15 protein-coding genes are annotated in these 17,536 nt (G+C 44.5%); 13 read left to right on the top strand and 2 right to left on the bottom strand.

Translation table 11 applies throughout. From position 1 onward, the window contains the following. Window positions 1–135: 135 nt before the first annotated feature. Complete coding sequence (yfbR, locus tag PSF16_RS05365; RefSeq protein WP_036978907.1) at window positions 136–717, bottom strand: 5'-deoxynucleotidase; 582 nt, start codon at window positions 715–717, stop codon at window positions 136–138. A gap of 206 nt (window positions 718–923) precedes the next feature. On the opposite strand from yfbR, the gene PSF16_RS05360 reads away from it, so the two are divergent. Beyond that, window positions 924–1,313, top strand: coding sequence for a hypothetical protein (locus PSF16_RS05360; protein ID WP_036978908.1), 390 nt, complete (start codon window positions 924–926; stop codon window positions 1,311–1,313). Window positions 1,314–1,672: 359 nt separating this feature from the next. Here PSF16_RS05360 and PSF16_RS05355 read toward each other — a convergent pair whose 3' ends face one another. After that, entirely contained in the window at window positions 1,673–2,887 is a 1,215-nt protein-coding gene (locus tag PSF16_RS05355) for a pyridoxal phosphate-dependent aminotransferase (RefSeq protein ID WP_272688922.1), read from the bottom strand. Window positions 2,888–3,677: 790 nt separating this feature from the next. Here PSF16_RS05355 and PSF16_RS05350 point away from each other — a divergent pair. The 12 genes from PSF16_RS05350 to nuoL all read left to right on the top strand — a co-directional run bounded on the left by PSF16_RS05350 (window position 3,678) and on the right by nuoL (window position 17,521). After that, entirely contained in the window at window positions 3,678–4,595 is a 918-nt protein-coding gene (locus tag PSF16_RS05350) for a LysR family transcriptional regulator (RefSeq protein ID WP_272688921.1), read from the top strand. A 965-nt stretch (window positions 4,596–5,560) separates the two neighbouring features. After that, window positions 5,561–6,004, top strand: coding sequence for an NADH-quinone oxidoreductase subunit A (locus tag PSF16_RS05345; RefSeq protein ID WP_036962979.1), 444 nt, complete (start codon window positions 5,561–5,563; stop codon window positions 6,002–6,004). An 18-nt stretch (window positions 6,005–6,022) separates the two neighbouring features. Further along, a complete protein-coding gene (locus PSF16_RS05340) occupies window positions 6,023–6,697 on the top strand; it encodes a NuoB/complex I 20 kDa subunit family protein (protein WP_004912254.1) in 675 nt (224 codons plus the stop codon). Between the two features lie 74 nt (window positions 6,698–6,771). Next, window positions 6,772–8,574 carry an NADH-quinone oxidoreductase subunit C/D gene (gene nuoC, locus PSF16_RS05335; protein WP_006660286.1) on the top strand — a complete coding sequence of 601 codons (1,803 nt, stop codon included), beginning with the start codon at window positions 6,772–6,774 and terminating at the stop codon, window positions 8,572–8,574. A 2-nt stretch (window positions 8,575–8,576) separates the two neighbouring features. Continuing rightward, window positions 8,577–9,116, top strand: a complete 540-nt coding sequence (gene nuoE, locus PSF16_RS05330; protein ID WP_006660287.1) for an NADH-quinone oxidoreductase subunit NuoE — start codon at window positions 8,577–8,579, stop codon at window positions 9,114–9,116. Further along, window positions 9,113–10,471 carry an NADH-quinone oxidoreductase subunit NuoF gene (nuoF, locus tag PSF16_RS05325; RefSeq protein ID WP_006660288.1) on the top strand — a complete coding sequence of 453 codons (1,359 nt, stop codon included), beginning with the start codon at window positions 9,113–9,115 and terminating at the stop codon, window positions 10,469–10,471. The genes nuoE and nuoF overlap by 4 nt, the downstream gene beginning before the upstream one ends. Before the next feature lie 88 nt (window positions 10,472–10,559). Continuing rightward, window positions 10,560–13,292 (top strand): NADH-quinone oxidoreductase subunit NuoG, encoded by a 2,733-nt coding sequence (gene nuoG, locus PSF16_RS05320; RefSeq protein WP_036962981.1) that lies wholly within the window; start codon window positions 10,560–10,562, stop codon window positions 13,290–13,292. Continuing rightward, window positions 13,292–14,269, top strand: a complete 978-nt coding sequence (nuoH, locus tag PSF16_RS05315) for an NADH-quinone oxidoreductase subunit NuoH (RefSeq protein WP_006661367.1) — start codon at window positions 13,292–13,294, stop codon at window positions 14,267–14,269. Before nuoG ends, nuoH begins: the two co-directional genes overlap by 1 nt. A gap of 14 nt (window positions 14,270–14,283) precedes the next feature. Then, entirely contained in the window at window positions 14,284–14,826 is a 543-nt protein-coding gene (gene nuoI / locus PSF16_RS05310) for an NADH-quinone oxidoreductase subunit NuoI (protein WP_004259834.1), read from the top strand. Between the two features lie 12 nt (window positions 14,827–14,838). After that, window positions 14,839–15,384 (top strand): NADH-quinone oxidoreductase subunit J, encoded by a 546-nt coding sequence (nuoJ, locus tag PSF16_RS05305; RefSeq protein WP_272688920.1) that lies wholly within the window; start codon window positions 14,839–14,841, stop codon window positions 15,382–15,384. Further along, complete coding sequence (gene nuoK / locus PSF16_RS05300; protein WP_006660292.1) at window positions 15,381–15,683, top strand: NADH-quinone oxidoreductase subunit NuoK; 303 nt, start codon at window positions 15,381–15,383, stop codon at window positions 15,681–15,683. Before nuoJ ends, nuoK begins: the two co-directional genes overlap by 4 nt. Continuing rightward, window positions 15,680–17,521: an NADH-quinone oxidoreductase subunit L gene (nuoL, locus tag PSF16_RS05295; protein WP_006660293.1), complete on the top strand. Its 1,842-nt coding sequence runs from the start codon at window positions 15,680–15,682 to the stop codon at window positions 17,519–17,521. Before nuoK ends, nuoL begins: the two co-directional genes overlap by 4 nt. The last annotated feature ends 15 nt before the right edge of the window (window positions 17,522–17,536 follow it).

Here is a 17,536-nt window from a genome sequence, read left to right as displayed (position 1 = left end):
AAGTGTCTGGGGTTCAGACAACCTTCGGTGGTGTTTGCGGAGCTAAGAAAGGCGGCTTAGCGTTGCACTTCGGACTTGAATCCGCCGGATGTTAAAAGTAGGAATGGCATATGCCATTCCTTATATTTTGTTTAGTTAGTGGCTGATTTCATCTAATGAAAGCGTAAAACTCGGGACAAACGTTTTCATAAAATATTCCATTTCAGGGCTATTGCGCTCAGCGAGCATTTTTTCAAGGCGCTTTTTAGCGAGCTTAAATTCGCTATTGCCAGCAGATAGTTCTTCTAAACATTTTAAATAGGCGCATAAGGTATCAGCCTGTTTTACAATAAAATGTTCTTCCTCAGATTGAAGATCTTCCACCAGCAAGCATTTAAAATCCTCTTGCAGTTCTTCAGGTAACATATCCAGTAATTTTTGCTGCGCGAATTTTTCTATTTTTTTGTATTCATGGGCAATTTGCTGATTATGGTACTTAATTGGCGTGGGTAAATCACCGGTGATGACTTCACTTGCATCATGGTACATGGCGAATAGTGCAATTTTTTCGGCGTTAACATTACCATCAAATTTACGGTTTTTAATGATTGCGAGTGCATGTGCCACCATCGCGACTTGTAGGCTGTGCTCTGACACATTTTCAGTACGCACATTACGCATTAGGGGCCAGCGATGAATGAGTTTCATTCTAGCAAGATGGGCAAAAAAGTAACTCATAACTCCTCCTTGATTGAAATAATCATATGTGAAAATCATACATCAGATACAAGTAAATTTATATTTAATATTAAGCGCTTCTATTTTGAATAAGTGAATATAACTTAATGAAAGCTAATGTTTTAAATGAATTAAGTATAGGAAGAAATGCATTAAAATTCCCATTAATTATCCAAGCATCAATCCAATAGCATCGAGGAGATTATATGGAAGTCGCGTTATCAGCAAAAGGTACGGTTACATTAGAGAACTTTTGGGGAGAGCCCTTAAAATTGATGAAACTTACACACTTATCATTACGAACATCCACTGTTGAACTAAAGGATGTACCTCAAGGGGCGATTATTAAAAATGCAATGGAGTTTATTTATCAAAGGGGTATTGGAAAGCCGCGAGATTACTGGATTTTAGACATTGTGACTCAAGACAATACACGTTATCGCTCAGAACCTATGTATGATTGTTCTATTGATGAAACGGGAAGTCCGACGGAGGGGCATGTAATTGTTGGAGTCAATGGCGAGTCTAAACGAATTTACACAGTTCTAGACAGTGGAGATCGTTGTTCTGACAGTATGAATCAAGTTTGGCTATAATTAATATTCGATTCATAATCATGCAATGAAATGATCAAAAAAGAATGAAATAAAAAAGTTAAATTGAGAGTGTCCATACTCAATTATCTAAATAAGACGTGCAAGAGTAAACAAGTTATCATCCAATAATAAATTGATTTGATATTTTTAGTCACTATAATCGAGAGGTAGATAATTAAACTGATCGAGGATGAAATGAAATATTTCCCAGTAATATTGGTGTTGTTTTTCTTAGCGGCTGTTTATTTAATTTCCATTATTTGATTATCCAATAAAGAGCCTCATATTTAGATATTAAATTTTCAGTTATAAAAATAGCCCATATCGGGCTATTTTTATTTTTCACCAAGCCGCCAATATTATTGGCGATAATTTTCTAAGAAACGACCAAACTTATTGATAGCCATTTCTAAATCATCAGCATAAGGTAGCGTCACGATACGGAAATGGTCAGGCTCTGGCCAGTTAAATGCGGTTCCTTGAACTAATAGCACTTTTTCTTGTAGTAATAAGTCAAGGATCATTTTTTGGTCATCGTGAATATTAAAACGTTTAATATCAATTTTAGGGAACATATACAGGGCACCTTGTGGTTTAACACAAGAGACGCCTGGAATTTGATTAATCAATTCCCATGCACGATTACGCTGTTCATATAAGCGTCCACCTGGTTGGATAAACTCACTGATACTTTGATAGCCGCCTAACGCAGTTTGGATAGCATGCTGCATCGGAACGTTTGCACACAAGCGCATAGAGGCCAACATTTCTAAGCCTTCAATATAGCCTTTAGCGTGTTTTTTCGGGCCGTTTATCGCCATCCATCCTTGGCGGAAACCTGCAACGCGATAGGTTTTTGATAGCCCATTGAACGTGACTGTCAGTAAATCAGGTGCCAGTGCTGCTATAGAGTGGTGCTGCGCATCGTCATACAGAATTTTATCGTAGATTTCATCAGCGAAAATAATCAGGCTATGTTGACGGGCAATTTCGACAATTTCCATCAGCAGTTCTTTACTGTACACCGCCCCTGTTGGGTTATTCGGGTTGATGATGACAATACCACGGGTGCGTGGGCTGATTTTTTTACGAATATCGTCAATATCCGGCATCCAACCTTGTTGCTCATCACACATATAGTGCACTGCGTTACCACCCGATAAGGAAACCGCTGCGGTCCAAAGTGGATAGTCAGGAGCAGGCACCAGCATTTCATCGCCATTATTAAGCAGTGCTTGCATCGCTTGAACGATAAGTTCAGAAACGCCGTTACCGATATACACATCTTCAACCGTCATATCGTGGATATCACGGGCTTGGTAGTGTTGAACAATTGCCTTACGCGCAGAATATAAGCCCTTGGAATCACAGTAACCTTGCGAGCTTGGCAGATTGCGCAGGACATCAACGAGGATCTCATCAGGTGCTTCAAAGCCAAACGGTGCCGGGTTACCAATGTTCAGTTTTAGGACTTTATTGCCTTCTTCTTCTAAGCGCTTTGCTTCTTTTAAAACTGGCCCACGAATGTCATAGCAGACATTATCGAGCTTATTGGATTTCAGTATGTTGTTCATGGTTCTCTCATTACCCTAACGGGCTTGCGATGATAGGGGATTTCCGGCGTTGTTATCTACTGTACTCCTCCCTCGGAAGCTTTTGAAGATGCTAGATAATTTTTGGTGCAAAAGGTTGGTTTAGACATAAATCAGATATATGCTATCTTAAAGTATTGAATAAGTTAGATGTTGATTCTGGTTGTGGTTGTTAAGTTGGAATCTAATTCTGATAATTATCGCTGTTTTGGAGTGGAAAAGTAAAAAAATGACGCTATGACAAACGTGTCAAAATTGTATCACTCTGTAAGTTTGAATCTTAAATCATTAAACTAGAAATAAATTTAACTATTGGTCGGGGGATTTTTGATAGTTTTTGGCTTTTTTTGTTAGCAATATTGATTATTTTAATAAGAATATTCTTAATGGAAACGTGTTTATAATGTTTAGCGTATTGATAATTAATAAAATTGTTAATTTACATCATATGTTACATAAAGAGCTTACATTAAAATAATTGCAACTACATTAAATATGTTACTATTTAGTCCTATTCAATTATTGCGGGTTTATTGCGCTTTTTGTTAATCAGCGCCCGCTTTATTGATAGAAACTTAAAATGCTATTTAGATAATTAAAGTAACTTTAGTTAATTATCAGATAGGTATAGCAATGTAGAGTATTTGAATACAATAAATGCAGATCTATGGATTAGAAATGCAAAAAGTTGGATCATTTTTAAGACTCGCTGATTCTCACGGAGGAGAGCAGAAACACCAGGTATCATAAAATTATATAAAGAGAATGTACGATGATAAATTCCAATCGTCCCATAATGAACTTAGATCTCGATTTACTACGCACATTTGTCGCAGTGGCTGATCTTAACACTTTCGCCGCTGCCGCTGCCGCAGTATGTCGTACTCAGTCCGCTGTTAGTCAGCAGATGCAACGTTTAGAACAATTAGTTGGTCGTGAATTATTTGCACGCCACGGGCGTAATAAGCTATTAACTGCCCATGGTTTACAATTACTCGGTTATGCGAGACAAATTCTACGCGCCAATGATGATGCAACGGCATCATTAACGTATAACGATGCAGATGGTGAATTACGCATCGGAGCATCCGATGACACAGTCGATATCTTACTCCCATTTTTATTGAACCGTATCGCTTCCGTTTTTCCACGTATCGCGGTAGAAGTTCGAATTAAACGTGCTCAGTTTATTGAATCAATGTTAGATAACCACGAAATTGATTTAGCCTTAACGACGAGCCGTATTCCTCAACACCCGAAAACTGCATTAAGAACTGTTCCTATTTTATGGCACAGTGCACCAGATTTTCAGTTACGCCCAAATGAACCGATTCCATTGGTAATGATGGATGAAACTAACCCATACCGTAAATTATGTACTCATGCATTAGATGAGGCTGGTTTACCATGGCATGTGGCGTATGAAGCGGCATCATTGCCAGCTGTTCGCGCTGCTGTGAATGCTGAAGTCGGTGTGACGGCGCGTCCAATGGAAATGCAAAATGCGGATCTGCGTATTTTGAGTGAAGCGGATGGTTTACCGCGTTTACCAGATATCCAATACTGGTTATACAAAAATGCGGATGAGCAAAAAGATTTTGTGCTTACCGTCTTTAGCGCGATTGAAAACAAAAAAATCCCTTATGCAGTAGCCCCTGCGGCTGAGCAAGTAGAGAACAGTGGTCAATAAGGTCACTCTTTGTCCTTACCGATAAAATAGGTTTTTTATCAAGAGTAAGTGGCAAAACAGTATTATGTTTATCCGGCTGGATCAGTGTATCTGATTCGGCCGTTTTTATTTTTTACTTATTGCTTTTTCCTCTGCGCAATACCGCCTCTCGATTGTTATCAAAATGATCTTAATGCCAATTTTCTCTCCTTACTCATCAAGTGGTTAATAGAGACTTAAGTCAATTTTAGTCGTACGATATTTTACTTAAGAGTGAGGTGATAAAAAAGTGAACAAAGTTTCTGTTCAATAGGTGATAAAATACACGTATTACCCACTTATTAAGTATGGATTAACGCGTAAGAGCATGAAATAATTGTGATGTATATGGCATAACATGAAATTCATTAGTTAGTTAACGATTTGTTACGTCGTTAACAATAATTTTTTGCTGAATTGATAAAATAGCTGAGAGTACTCAGTGGCTTAGTGGGCATGATGAATAAAAAATCGTTATTGCCTCTTAAATTAAATTCGGATGTTATGTAAACAAATTGAGTATTTTTTCAATAAATCTGTGCGTTAGATCAAATAAAAAGCACATTTTTTCGTCTGTTAAGACAGGTTTTTCCTGAGATAATGGTGTAGTAAAAACGAATAATCAGTTAGACTACTTTGCGTGTTTATTTGTGTATAGTAACACTGACACGTTTTAGCAGATAATGAGTACTTTTTGTTTCGCTGATGTTTTTTGCGTGTGAATTTTTTGTAATAAGTACGGGTTATTTTGTTCATTTGAGCAAAATAAAATGTAGTGGGAGAGGACGAACCAAACGGCAGTCGTCAGACTGATTTTAGTTTGGTGATCTTGCAGTTTGGGGATCATATTGGTCTTTCTTCTCGATTAACTGGGCAATTGTGCTGCAACACTGCCATGTTGTTAAAAAGAGCAGTTACGCATCATAAGTAATGAGTAAGCAACGAGTATGTCTACATCAATCCTAGAGTTAGCCCATAACTGGGGCTTTGCTATATTCCTTCTCGGCGCTATTGGTCTTTGCGCTTTCATGTTGACCGCTGGTCATTTCTTGGGTAGCCGCGCCAAAGCCAGAACAAAACACGTTCCCTATGAGTCAGGTATTGATTCAGTCGGTAGTGCTCGTCTTCGTATGTCAGCCAAGTTCTACTTGGTCGCGATGTTTTTCGTGATCTTCGATGTGGAGGCTATGTTCTTATTTGCATGGTCTGTCGCCATCCGCGAAGCGGGTTGGGTCGGTTTCATCGAAGCCGCTATTTTTATCTTGGTATTGTTGGCGGGATTATTTTATCTGGTCCGCGTTGGTGCATTGGATTGGACTCCAATCCGTTCACGTCGCGCAGTTAAAGGTCCTAGTGAAGTTATTAAAATCAGCAATCGTCATCCGCAGTAAAAAGCGAGGCAATATACAATGGATTATACGCTCACCCGCATAGATCCGAACGGTGAGAACGACCGTTACCCACTGCAAACTCAAGAAATCGTTACTGATCCTCTTGAGCAGCAAGTTGAAAACAGTGTGTATATGGGGAAATTATCCCATGCACTTCATGATGTGGTGAACTGGGGTCGTAAGAACTCCCTGTGGCCATACAACTTTGGTCTTTCATGTTGCTATGTAGAAATGGTGACGTCGTTCACGGCTGTTCATGACGTAGCCCGCTTTGGTGCGGAAGTACTACGTGCTTCTCCTCGTCAAGCCGACTTCATGGTTGTTGCGGGAACCTGTTTTACTAAAATGGCTCCCGTCATTCAGCGCCTATATGACCAAATGCTTGAACCAAAATGGGTTATCTCCATGGGTTCATGTGCAAACTCGGGTGGGATGTATGACATCTACTCTGTAGTGCAAGGCGTCGACAAATTTATTCCCGTGGATGTGTACATTCCAGGCTGCCCACCACGCCCTGAAGCCTATATGCAGGCTCTCCTTCTGTTACAAGAATCCATCGGCAAAGAACGTCGCCCACTTTCATGGGTTGTCGGTGATCAGGGTGTTTATCGTGCGAACATGCAGTCAGAAAGAGAAAGAAAACACGGTGAACGTATCGCAGTGACTAACCTGCGTACCCCAGACGAAATTTAAGGCTTTTAGCCATACAGCGTAACAGAGCAATGTTGTTGCGAAATAATAAACCTGATCAAGCGTTATGGTGAAGAATGATGACAGATCAGATAGCGCAAGCGAGTCGTAACCAGCCAGAATGGCAGACACAGGATCACATTAATGATCCTGTGCTTCTGGAACTGCGCAATCAATTTGGCCCGGATGCCTTTTCTGTTCAAGCGACCCGTACTGGCATGCCAGTGATTTGGGTGCGCCGTGAACAATTACTGGAAATTGTAGATTTCTTAAAGAAACTGCCTAAACCTTATGTGATGTTATTCGACCTACACGGAGTCGATGAACGCCAGCGTATCCATCGCCAAGGTCTGCCTGAAGCAGATTTTAGTGTGTTCTACCACATCATATCTATTGACCGAAATCGCGATATCATGTTGAAAGTGGCTCTTAACGAGAATGACTTAAACGTGCCGTCCGTGGTTTCTCTTTTCCCTAATGCTAACTGGCATGAACGTGAAGTTTGGGACATGTTCGGTATTACCTTCCAAGGTCACCCGAATCTGCGCCGCCTTCTAATGTCACCAAGCTGGGAAGGTCATCCACTGCGTAAAGATTACCCAGCGCGTGCCACTGAATTCGACCCGTTTGTGCTAACTAAGCAGAAACAAGATCTGGAAATGGAAGCATTGACTTTCAAACCAGAAGAGTGGGGCATGTCTCGAGGAAATGAAAACGAAGATTTCATGTTCCTTAACTTGGGTCCAAACCACCCATCTTCCCACGGTGCATTCCGTATTGTTCTGCAACTCGATGGTGAAGAAATTATTAACTGCGTGCCAGATATTGGGTATCACCATCGCGGCGCAGAAAAAATGGGTGAACGCCAATCATGGCATAGCTACATTCCTTACACAGACCGTATCGAATATCTTGGCGGTTGTGTCAATGAGATGCCTTATATTTTAGCGGTTGAAAAACTGGCAGGTATTGAAGTACCGGATCGCGTAAAAACTATCCGTGTCATGATGTCAGAACTTTTCCGTATCAATAGCCATCTGCTATATATCAGTACGTATATCCAAGACGTTGGTGCGATGACGCCAGTTTTCTTCGCGTTTACCGATAGACAAAAAGTGTACAACGTGATTGAAGCTATCACGGGCTTCCGTATGCATCCAGCATGGTTCCGTATTGGCGGTGTGGCTCATGATTTACCTCGTGGCTGGGACAAACTGCTGCGCGAATTACTCGATTGGTTACCGAAGCGCCTAGAATCTTATGTTACCTCTGCATTGAAAAACTCCATCCTGAAAGGTCGTTCTGTTGGCGTAGCGTCTTATACCAAAGAAGAAGCGTTAGCGTGGGGCGTCACAGGGGCAGGTTTACGTGCAACAGGTGTAGATTTCGACGTGCGTAAATGGCGTCCATATTCTGGCTACGAAAACTTTGAATTTGACATCCCAATCGCTCACAACGGTGACTGCTATGACCGCGTGATGATCAAAGTGGAAGAGATGCGTCAAAGTATCCGTATTCTTGAGCAGTGCTTGAAGAATATGCCAGAAGGTCCATTTAAAGCGGATCACCCACTGACTACGCCGCCACCAAAAGAGCGTACATTGCAGCATATCGAAACCCTGATTAACCACTTCTTACAAGTGTCGTGGGGGCCGGTGATGCCAGCGAACGAATCATTCCAGATGGTTGAAGCAACCAAAGGGATCAACAGCTACTACTTGACCAGTGACGGTAGCACCATGAGTTATCGTACACGAATTCGTACCCCGAGCTATGAGCACTTACAGCAAATTCCGGCGGTTATTCGAGGTAGCTTGGTGTCTGACTTGATTGTCTATCTGGGTAGTATTGATTTTGTAATGTCGGATGTGGATCGCTAACCATGCATAATGAACAAAATAAACACGAGCAATTAGACGTTGTGAATGTCTTTGAACCGCAAGTGAACCACGGTTTTGTGTTAACTGAACACGAACGTGCGGAAATTGAAGGCGAAAAACATCACTACGAAGATGCACGCGCAGCGTCGATTGAAGCGCTGAAAATTGTGCAAAAGAACCGTGGCTGGGTTGAAGATGGCGCAATTCACGCTATCGCTGATGTTTTAGGTATCCCCGCAAGTGATGTTGAGGGGGTTGCGACATTCTATAGCCAAATTTTCCGCCAACCTGTTGGTCGCCATATTATTCGTTATTGCGACAGCGTTGTTTGCCATATTACCGGCTACCAAGGCTTAGAAGCTGAAATTATTAAACAGCTGAATATTCGCCCAGGACAAACAACGGCTGATGGTCGCTTTACGCTGCTGCCAACCTGTTGCTTAGGCAATTGTGACAAAGGGCCTACGATGATGATCGATGAGGATACCCACAGTTACGTCCAGCCTGAAAATATTCAAAAGCTACTGGAGCAGTATCCATGACAAATTCTGTTAATCCAGTGATCCGAACTGCAGAAACTCATCCACTAACTTGGCGCCTGCGTGATGATGCGCAGCCAGTCTGGTTAGATGAGTATCGCAGTAAAAACGGATACAAAGGTCTTGAGCGTGCACTTAAAGGCATGGCACCGGATGAAGTTGTTAATCTCGTTAAAGACGCGGGTCTGAAAGGACGCGGTGGTGCGGGATTCTCAACGGGTCTGAAATGGAGCCTGATGCCAAAAGACGAAAACATGAAACTGCGTTATTTCTTATGTAATGCGGATGAAATGGAGCCGGGCACCTATAAAGACCGCCTACTGATGGAGCAACTTCCTCACCTTTTAGTTGAAGGGATGATTACTGGCGCATATGCACTTAAAGCATATCGCGGGTACATCTTCCTACGTGGTGAATATGTGGAAGCGGCAAGAAATTTACGTCGCGCCATTGAAGAAGCAAAAGCAGCGGGTCTGTTAGGTAAAAATATTCTTGGTTCAGGTTTTGATTTTGAGCTGTTTGTGCACACGGGCGCAGGTCGTTATATCTGTGGTGAAGAAACCGCACTGATTAACTCATTAGAAGGTCGCCGCGCTAACCCACGCTCTAAACCACCATTCCCTGCGAGTTCTGGGGCTTGGGGTAAACCGACTTGCGTGAATAACGTGGAAACCATCTGTAACGTTCCTGCGATTTTAGAGCACGGTGACCAGTGGTATATCAATTTAAGTGCGGGTAAGAGTAAAGATGCCGGCACTAAGCTGATGGGCTTCTCAGGTCGTGTGAAAAATCCAGGTTTATGGGAATTGCCATTTGGTACGACAGCGCGTGAAGTTTTAGAAGACTACGCGGGCGGTATGCGCGATGGATTAAAACTCAAAGCATGGCAACCGGGTGGTGCAGGAACTGACTTCCTGACCAACGATCACCTCGATTTACCGATGGATTTCGAAAATATTGCAAAAGCGGGCAGCCGTTTAGGGACTGCACTGGCAATGGCAGTGGATAACGAAATCAATATGGTTTCTTTAGTGCGTAACTTAGAAACCTTTTTCGCACGTGAATCCTGTGGTTGGTGTACACCATGCCGTGATGGTTTGCCATGGAGCGTGAAAATTTTACAAGCACTGGAAAAAGGCGAAGGTCAAGAAGGGGATATCGAAACTCTTGAGCAACTTTGCCGTTTCTTAGGTCCAGGTAAAACGTTCTGTGCACACGCACCGGGTGCGGTTGAGCCATTACAAAGCGCCATCAAATATTTCCGTGGAGAGTTCGAAGCGGGTATCTCGAAAAAAGATCTGCGTAACATCGTGCAGATTGCCGGGATCCAACCAAACCTGCTGAAGCAGCGTTGGTAAGCATTTAGCGATTGAGCAACCGCTAAACGAATTTTTAACGAAGAACGTATTTATGTTTAACGCCTGCTAACGCGGGCCTTTGGGAAGCATGCTGACTATGGCTACGATATATGTAGACGGCAAAGAATATGACGTAAACGGGTCAGAAAACCTGTTACAAGCCTGCTTATCGTTGGGGCTAGATATTCCTTATTTTTGCTGGCATCCGGCGCTGGGAAGCGTTGGCGCTTGCCGCCAGTGTGCGGTGAAGCAGTATCAAAACGCAGATGACACTCGTGGTCGCCTCGTAATGTCTTGTATGACACCGGCAACGGAAGGCACTTACATCTCAATCGATGATGAAGAAGCCAAACAATTCCGTGAAAGTGTTGTTGAATGGCTAATGACCAACCACCCACACGACTGCCCAGTCTGTGAGGAAGGGGGTAACTGCCACTTACAAGATATGACGGTCATGACTGGTCATACGATGCGTAAGTATCGTTTTACTAAGCGTACTCACGTTAACCAAGATCTTGGTCCTTTCATTAGTCATGAAATGAACCGCTGTATCGCGTGTTACCGCTGTGTTCGTTATTACAAAGATTATGCGGATGGCACTGATTTAGGTGTGTATGGGGCGCATAACTATGTCTATTTTGGTCGTACTGAAGACGGTACGCTGGAAAGCGAATTTTCTGGCAACCTCGTCGAAGTGTGTCCAACAGGGGTATTCACCGACAAAACTCACTCAGAACGCTACAACCGTAAATGGGATATGCAATTTGCACCGGGTATCTGCCAACAATGCAGTATCGGTTGTAATACCAGCCCAGGTGAGCGTTATGGTGAACTACGCCGTATTGAAAACCGCTATAACGGTTCTGTAAACCATTACTTCCTGTGTGACCGCGGTCGCTTTGGTTATGGTTATGTAAACCGCAAAGACCGTCCTCGCCAAGCACTATTCACTAAAGATGGCGTGCAGCAAGTGATTTCAGCAATTGAAGCGATGCAAAGCGGTGCGCAGATTATCAATCAAGCGAAAAAAGTGATTGGTATCGGGTCTCCGCGTGCGAGCGTTGAAAGTAACTATGCTCTGCGTGCGCTGGTTGGTGCGGAAAACTTCTATTCGGGCATTTCTGCGGACGAGCAACGTCGCTTATCGTTGATGCAAAATATCCTGCAAAATGGTGGCATCTACACCCCAACACTGCGTGAAATCGAAGGTTATGATGCGGTGTTAGTGCTGGGTGAAGATTTAACCCAGACGGGTGCGCGTATGGCGCTGTCTGTTCGCCAAGCCGTGAAGGGCAAAGCCCGTGAAATGGCAGCGGCACAGAAAGTCGCTGACTGGCAAATCGCAGCGATTCAAAACATTGGTCAACACGCCAAGTATCCACTGTTTATCACCAACGTGGATGACACGCGTTTAGATGATGTCGCGGCATACAATTACCGTGCGCCAGTGGCTGACCAAGCGCGTTTCGGTTTTGCGATTGCTAACCTGATCAACGGTGACGCACCAGCGGTGAATGATTTACCGGCTGATGTGAAAGCGAAAGTAGAAACTGTGGCTCAGGCCTTAGCTGGTGCGAAAAAACCTCTGATTATCAGTGGTAGCCATAGCGCTAGTGATGCGATGATTGAAGCCGCAGCGAACGTGGCATTTGCGCTGAAAGCGAAAGGTGCAAACGTCGGTCTGTCTTATGTCGCATCTCATGCAAATAGCTTCGGTCTGGCGATGATGAACGCACTGCCGTTAGAAAACGCCTTTGCTCGCATTGAAGCCAAAGAAGCCGATGTTGCGATTGTGATGGAAAATGACCTTTACCGTCATAGCACCGTGGATGCCGTCAATAGCGCATTAGCGAAATTGAAACACCTAATTGTGGCAGACCACCAGCACACTGACATTATGGATAAAGCGACATTAGTGCTGCCAGCAGCCAGTTTTGCTGAAGCAGATGGTACGCTTATCAACCAAGAAGGTCGTGCTCAACGTTTCTTCCAAGTGTTTGACCCAACTTACTACGATAACAGCATTGTGATGAACGAAAGCTGGCGTTGGATGCATTCACTGCAAACTGAAGCGCAGCAACGTGATGCGGATTGGTCGCAATTAGATCACGTTATTGAAGAGTGTGTGGCTGCACTGCCGCAATTTGCAGGTATCAGAGATACCGCACCAAAAGCCTCTTTCCGCATTCGTGGACAGAAATTGGCGCGTGAACCACATCGTTACAGCGGTCGTACGGCAATGCTGGCGGACAAATCGGTTCACGAACCGCGTCAACCGCAAGATATCGACTCACCATTTGCGTTCTCAATGGAAGGGAATAACCAACCGAAAGCACCACGTCAGCAAATTCCATTTGCATGGGCACCGGGCTGGAACTCACCACAAGCATGGAACAAGTTCCAAGCGGAAGTGGGTGGACACCTGTTATTTGGTGACCCAGGCGTGCGTTTATTCAATTCCAAAGACAGTAAATTGGCTTACTTCACTGAGATCCCAGCGGCTTACCAAGGCGGTGAATCTCAATGGGTCGTTGCACCTTACTATCATCTATTTGGCAGTGATGAAACCTCACAACGTGCCGATGTGATTCAGCAACGTATGCCAGAGCCTTATATCATGTTGAATGCACAAGATGCGGCGACACTGGGCTTAAATGCAGGCGTAAAAGCTGAGTTTAGCCATGCAGGTCAAACGTTTAATCTGCCAGTACGCATCAGCCAGCACCTTGCAGTGGGTCAAATCGGTTTACCTCTTGGTATGCCGGGAATTGCACCTGTTATGGCTGGCGTGTCAGTGAATAATCTGCGGAGGGGCGCATGATGGATTGGATTTCTCCGGCGGTGATGGAAGTCCTGATTTCCATCCTTAAATCCGTTGTTATTTTGCTGGTTGTTGTGACCTGCGGGGCATACATGAGTCTCGGCGAACGCCGTATTCTCGGTTTGTTCCAAAACCGTTACGGTCCTAACCGTGTTGGCCCATTTGGTATGGGTCAGCTGATTGCCGACATGTTCAAAATGCTGTTTAAAGAAGACTGGATCCCAGAGTTTGCGGATAAGAAAATCTTTACGCTGGCGCCAGTTATTGCATTTTGTTCACTGTTTTTAGCATTTGCGATTGTGCCAGTCAGCCCGACTTGGCATGTTGCGGATCTGAACATCGGAATTTTATTCTTCCTGATGATGGCGGGTCTGGCTGTTTACGCGGTGCTGTTTGCAGGTTGGTCAAGTAACAACAAATACTCATTATTGGGTGCGATGCGTGCATCCGCTCAAACCGTCAGCTATGAAGTGTTCTTAGGATTGTCATTGATGGGTGTCGTCGCGCAAGCGGGTTCATTCAACTTAATTGACATCGTGAACTCCCAAGCGGGCATGTGGAACGTTATCCCACAATTCTTTGGCTTCATTACGTTTGCGATTGCGGGTGTTGCGGTGTGTCACCGTCACCCATTTGACCAACCCGAAGCGGAACAAGAAATTGCCGACGGTTATCACGTTGAATATTCCGGTATGAAATTCGGTCTGTTCTTCGTGGGTGAATATATCGGTATCGTGACAGTGTCTGCTCTGATTGTGACACTGTTCTTTGGCGGTTGGCATGGTCCATTCTTGCCTGCTTTTTTGTGGTTTGCGATTAAAACAGCATTCTTCATGATGATGTTCATCTTGATCCGTGCGTCTTTACCGCGTCCACGTTATGACCAAGTCATGTCTTTCGGTTGGAAAATTTGCCTGCCGTTGACACTGCTTAACCTGCTGGGTACCGCAGCAGTGATTTTATACAACGCTCAGTAAGGGGTGATTGAACCATGACATTAAAAGAGTTATTGGTCGGTTTCGCCACCCAAGTACGCAGTATTTGGATGGTGGGTCTACATGCGTTCGATAAACGGGAAACGCAGATGTACCCAGAAGAGCCGGTTTATCTGCCACCCCGTTACCGTGGACGCATCGTGCTAACGCGCGATCCTGACGGTGAAGAGCGTTGTGTTGCGTGTAACTTATGTGCGGTGGCTTGCCCTGTGGGATGTATCTCACTGCAAAAAGCGGAACATGAAGATGGACGCTGGTATCCAGAATTTTTCCGCGTGAACTTCTCTCGCTGTATTTTCTGTGGTCTGTGTGAAGAGGCTTGCCCAACGACGGCAATCCAATTAACGCCAGACTTTGAAATGGCAGATTGGCGTCGTCAGGATCTGGTTTATGAAAAGAATGACCTGCTGATTTCGGGTCCGGGTAAATATCCTGATTATAACTTTTACCGTAAATCAGGTATGGCGATTGCAGGTAAAGATAAAGGTGAAGCGGATAACGAAGCCAAACCAATCAACGTCAAAGACCTGTTGCCGTAAGGAGCGATATTCATGGAATTTACTTTTTATATCGCCGGTCTGGTTGCTGTTTTAGCAACTTTGAGGGTGATAACCAATACCAATCCAGTGCATGCGCTACTGTATCTGGTGGTTTCTCTGCTGGCACTGTCAATGGTGTTCTTCTCGCTAGGCGCGTATTTCGCGGGTGCGTTGGAGATTATCGTTTACGCAGGCGCCATTATGGTTCTGTTTGTTTTCGTGGTGATGATGTTGAACTTAGGGCGCTCTGTACAAGAGCAAGAGCGCGCTTGGTTAACACCGAAAACGTGGATAGGTCCCGCAGTGCTATCTGCCGTTTTACTGGGCATTTTAGTTTACGGGATCACTAGCCTTTCTCACCAAGATAAAACGGAAGGTGCAATTATCACGGCGAAAGACGTGGGTATCAGTTTGTTTGGTCCTTACGTCTTAGCGGTTGAATTGGCATCGTTATTGTTGCTCGCAGGTTTGGTTGTTGCATTCCATGTGGGTCGTGACCGTTCAGAAAACAGTGCTGATCTTGTCAGCAACAGCCGTAATGCGGGGGAGAAACAATGATACCTCTTCAACATGGTCTGATTTTAGCGGCAATTATTTTCGTAATGGGACTTAGCTGCCTCGTTATTCGCCGCAACCTGCTTTTCATGCTGATCGGACTGGAAATCATGGTGAACGCAACGGCATTAGCCTTTGTGGTCGCGGGCAGTTTTTGGGGGCAACCAGATGGTCAGATTATGTATATTCTGGCAATCACTCTGGCGGCAGCGGAGGCGAGTATTGGATTGGCGTTGTTACTGCAACTCCATCGTCATCGTCAAAACCTGAACATTGATAAAGTCAGTGAGATGCGCGAATGAACTTACTCTATTTAACGATTCTGTTCCCGCTGTTAGGGTCTGTGCTTCTCGCATTTTCCCGCGGTCGTTGGTCAGAAAATGTATCCGCGATTATCGGCGCAGGCTCAGTGGGGCTCGCCGCTCTAGTTGCATTTTATGCTGGTTCTGAGTTTCTAACTCATGAAGCTGGGTATGTTTATCCACAAATGTTATGGACTTGGATGTCTGTGGGTAATTTCACTATCCCATTTAGCTTATCCCTCGATGGTCTTTCTTTGACCATGTTAGGTGTGGTAACGGGTGTGGGCTTCCTTATTCATGTGTATGCCTCTTGGTATATGCGTGGCGAGGAAGGTTACTCACGTTTCTTCACTTACACTAACCTGTTTATCGCGAGCATGGTGGTATTAGTGCTGGCCGATAACATGATGCTGATGTATCTCGGTTGGGAAGGGGTAGGGCTGTGCAGTTATCTGTTGATTGGTTTCTATTACACCAACCCAGAAAATGGCAAAGCAGCGATGAAAGCCTTTTTCGTGACCCGTATCGGTGACGTGTTCTTGGCTATCGGCATGTTTATCCTGTACAACGAACTGGGCACATTAAACTTCAGCGAAATGGCGCAACGTGCAACTCAGCTGTCACCAGAAGGCTTATCCATGCTGAACTGGGCAACGCTGATGTTATTGGGTGGTGCTGTGGGTAAATCGGCTCAGTTACCATTACAAACATGGTTAGCCGATGCAATGGCAGGTCCAACACCGGTTTCTGCATTAATCCACGCCGCAACCATGGTAACGGCAGGTGTGTACTTAATCGCACGTACTCATGGGTTATTCCTGTTAACGCCAGACATTCTGCATTTAGTGGGTGTCATAGGCGCAGTAACGTTACTGTTCGCAGGCTTTGCTGCACTGGTACAAACGGATATCAAACGTGTTCTTGCTTACTCCACCATGAGCCAGATTGGTTACATGTTCTTGGCGCTGGGTGTTCAAGCATGGGATGCGGCAATTTTCCACTTAATGACACACGCCTTCTTCAAAGCGTTACTGTTCCTGTCCGCAGGTTCGGTGATCATCGCGTGTCACCACGAGCAAAACATCTTCAAGATGGGTGGGCTGCGTAAGCAAATTCCATTCGTTTATATTGTAATGTTAATCGGTGGTAGTGCATTGGCAGCGTTGCCGCTGTTTACCTCTGGTTTCTACAGTAAAGATGCCATCTTGTGGGGCGCGAAAGTGGATGGACAAACTGTGCTGTTATGGGCAGGTATCATCGGTGCTCTGATGACCGCTATTTATACCTTCCGTATGATTTTCATCGTGTTTCATGGTGAAGCAAAAATCAAAGCGCATAAAGTTAAAGGCATCACTCACACCGTACCACTGGCTATTTTGGCTATCCTCGCGACCTTTGTGGGTGCGATGATCCATCAGCCATTAGAGGGCGTTTTCCCTGCAAAACCAATGGAAGCTGGAGACGGTAAACTGTTTATCGAAGCTATCTCGGGTGGTTTTGCTATCGCTGGTCTGTTGATTGCGACGTTCCTCTACCTGTTTAGACGTTCTATCGTTGATGCGATTGCTAAGACAGCGATTGGTCGTTTCTTCTCAACGTGGTGGTATCACGCATGGGGCTTCGACTGGCTGTATGACGTTATCTTTGTGAAACCATTCAAAGGTATCGCATGGTTGCTCGAAAGCGATCCGATTAACTCACTGATGAATATCCCTGCACATCTTTCACGTTGGGCAAATAAAGGGCTAGCAGTGAGTGAAAACGGTCAGATCCGTTGGTATGTTGCCTCTCTGGGGCTGGGTGCAGTGCTGATTCTTGCTCTGCTGCTTTTGGTTTAATTAAGGGACACATTG

Source organism: Providencia sp. PROV033 (assembly GCF_028484855.1).
GTDB classification, from domain to species: domain Bacteria; phylum Pseudomonadota; class Gammaproteobacteria; order Enterobacterales; family Enterobacteriaceae; genus Providencia; species Providencia alcalifaciens.
The sequence above is the reverse complement of the archived record's forward strand: the minus strand, read 5'-3'. Positions and strand labels throughout refer to the sequence as shown.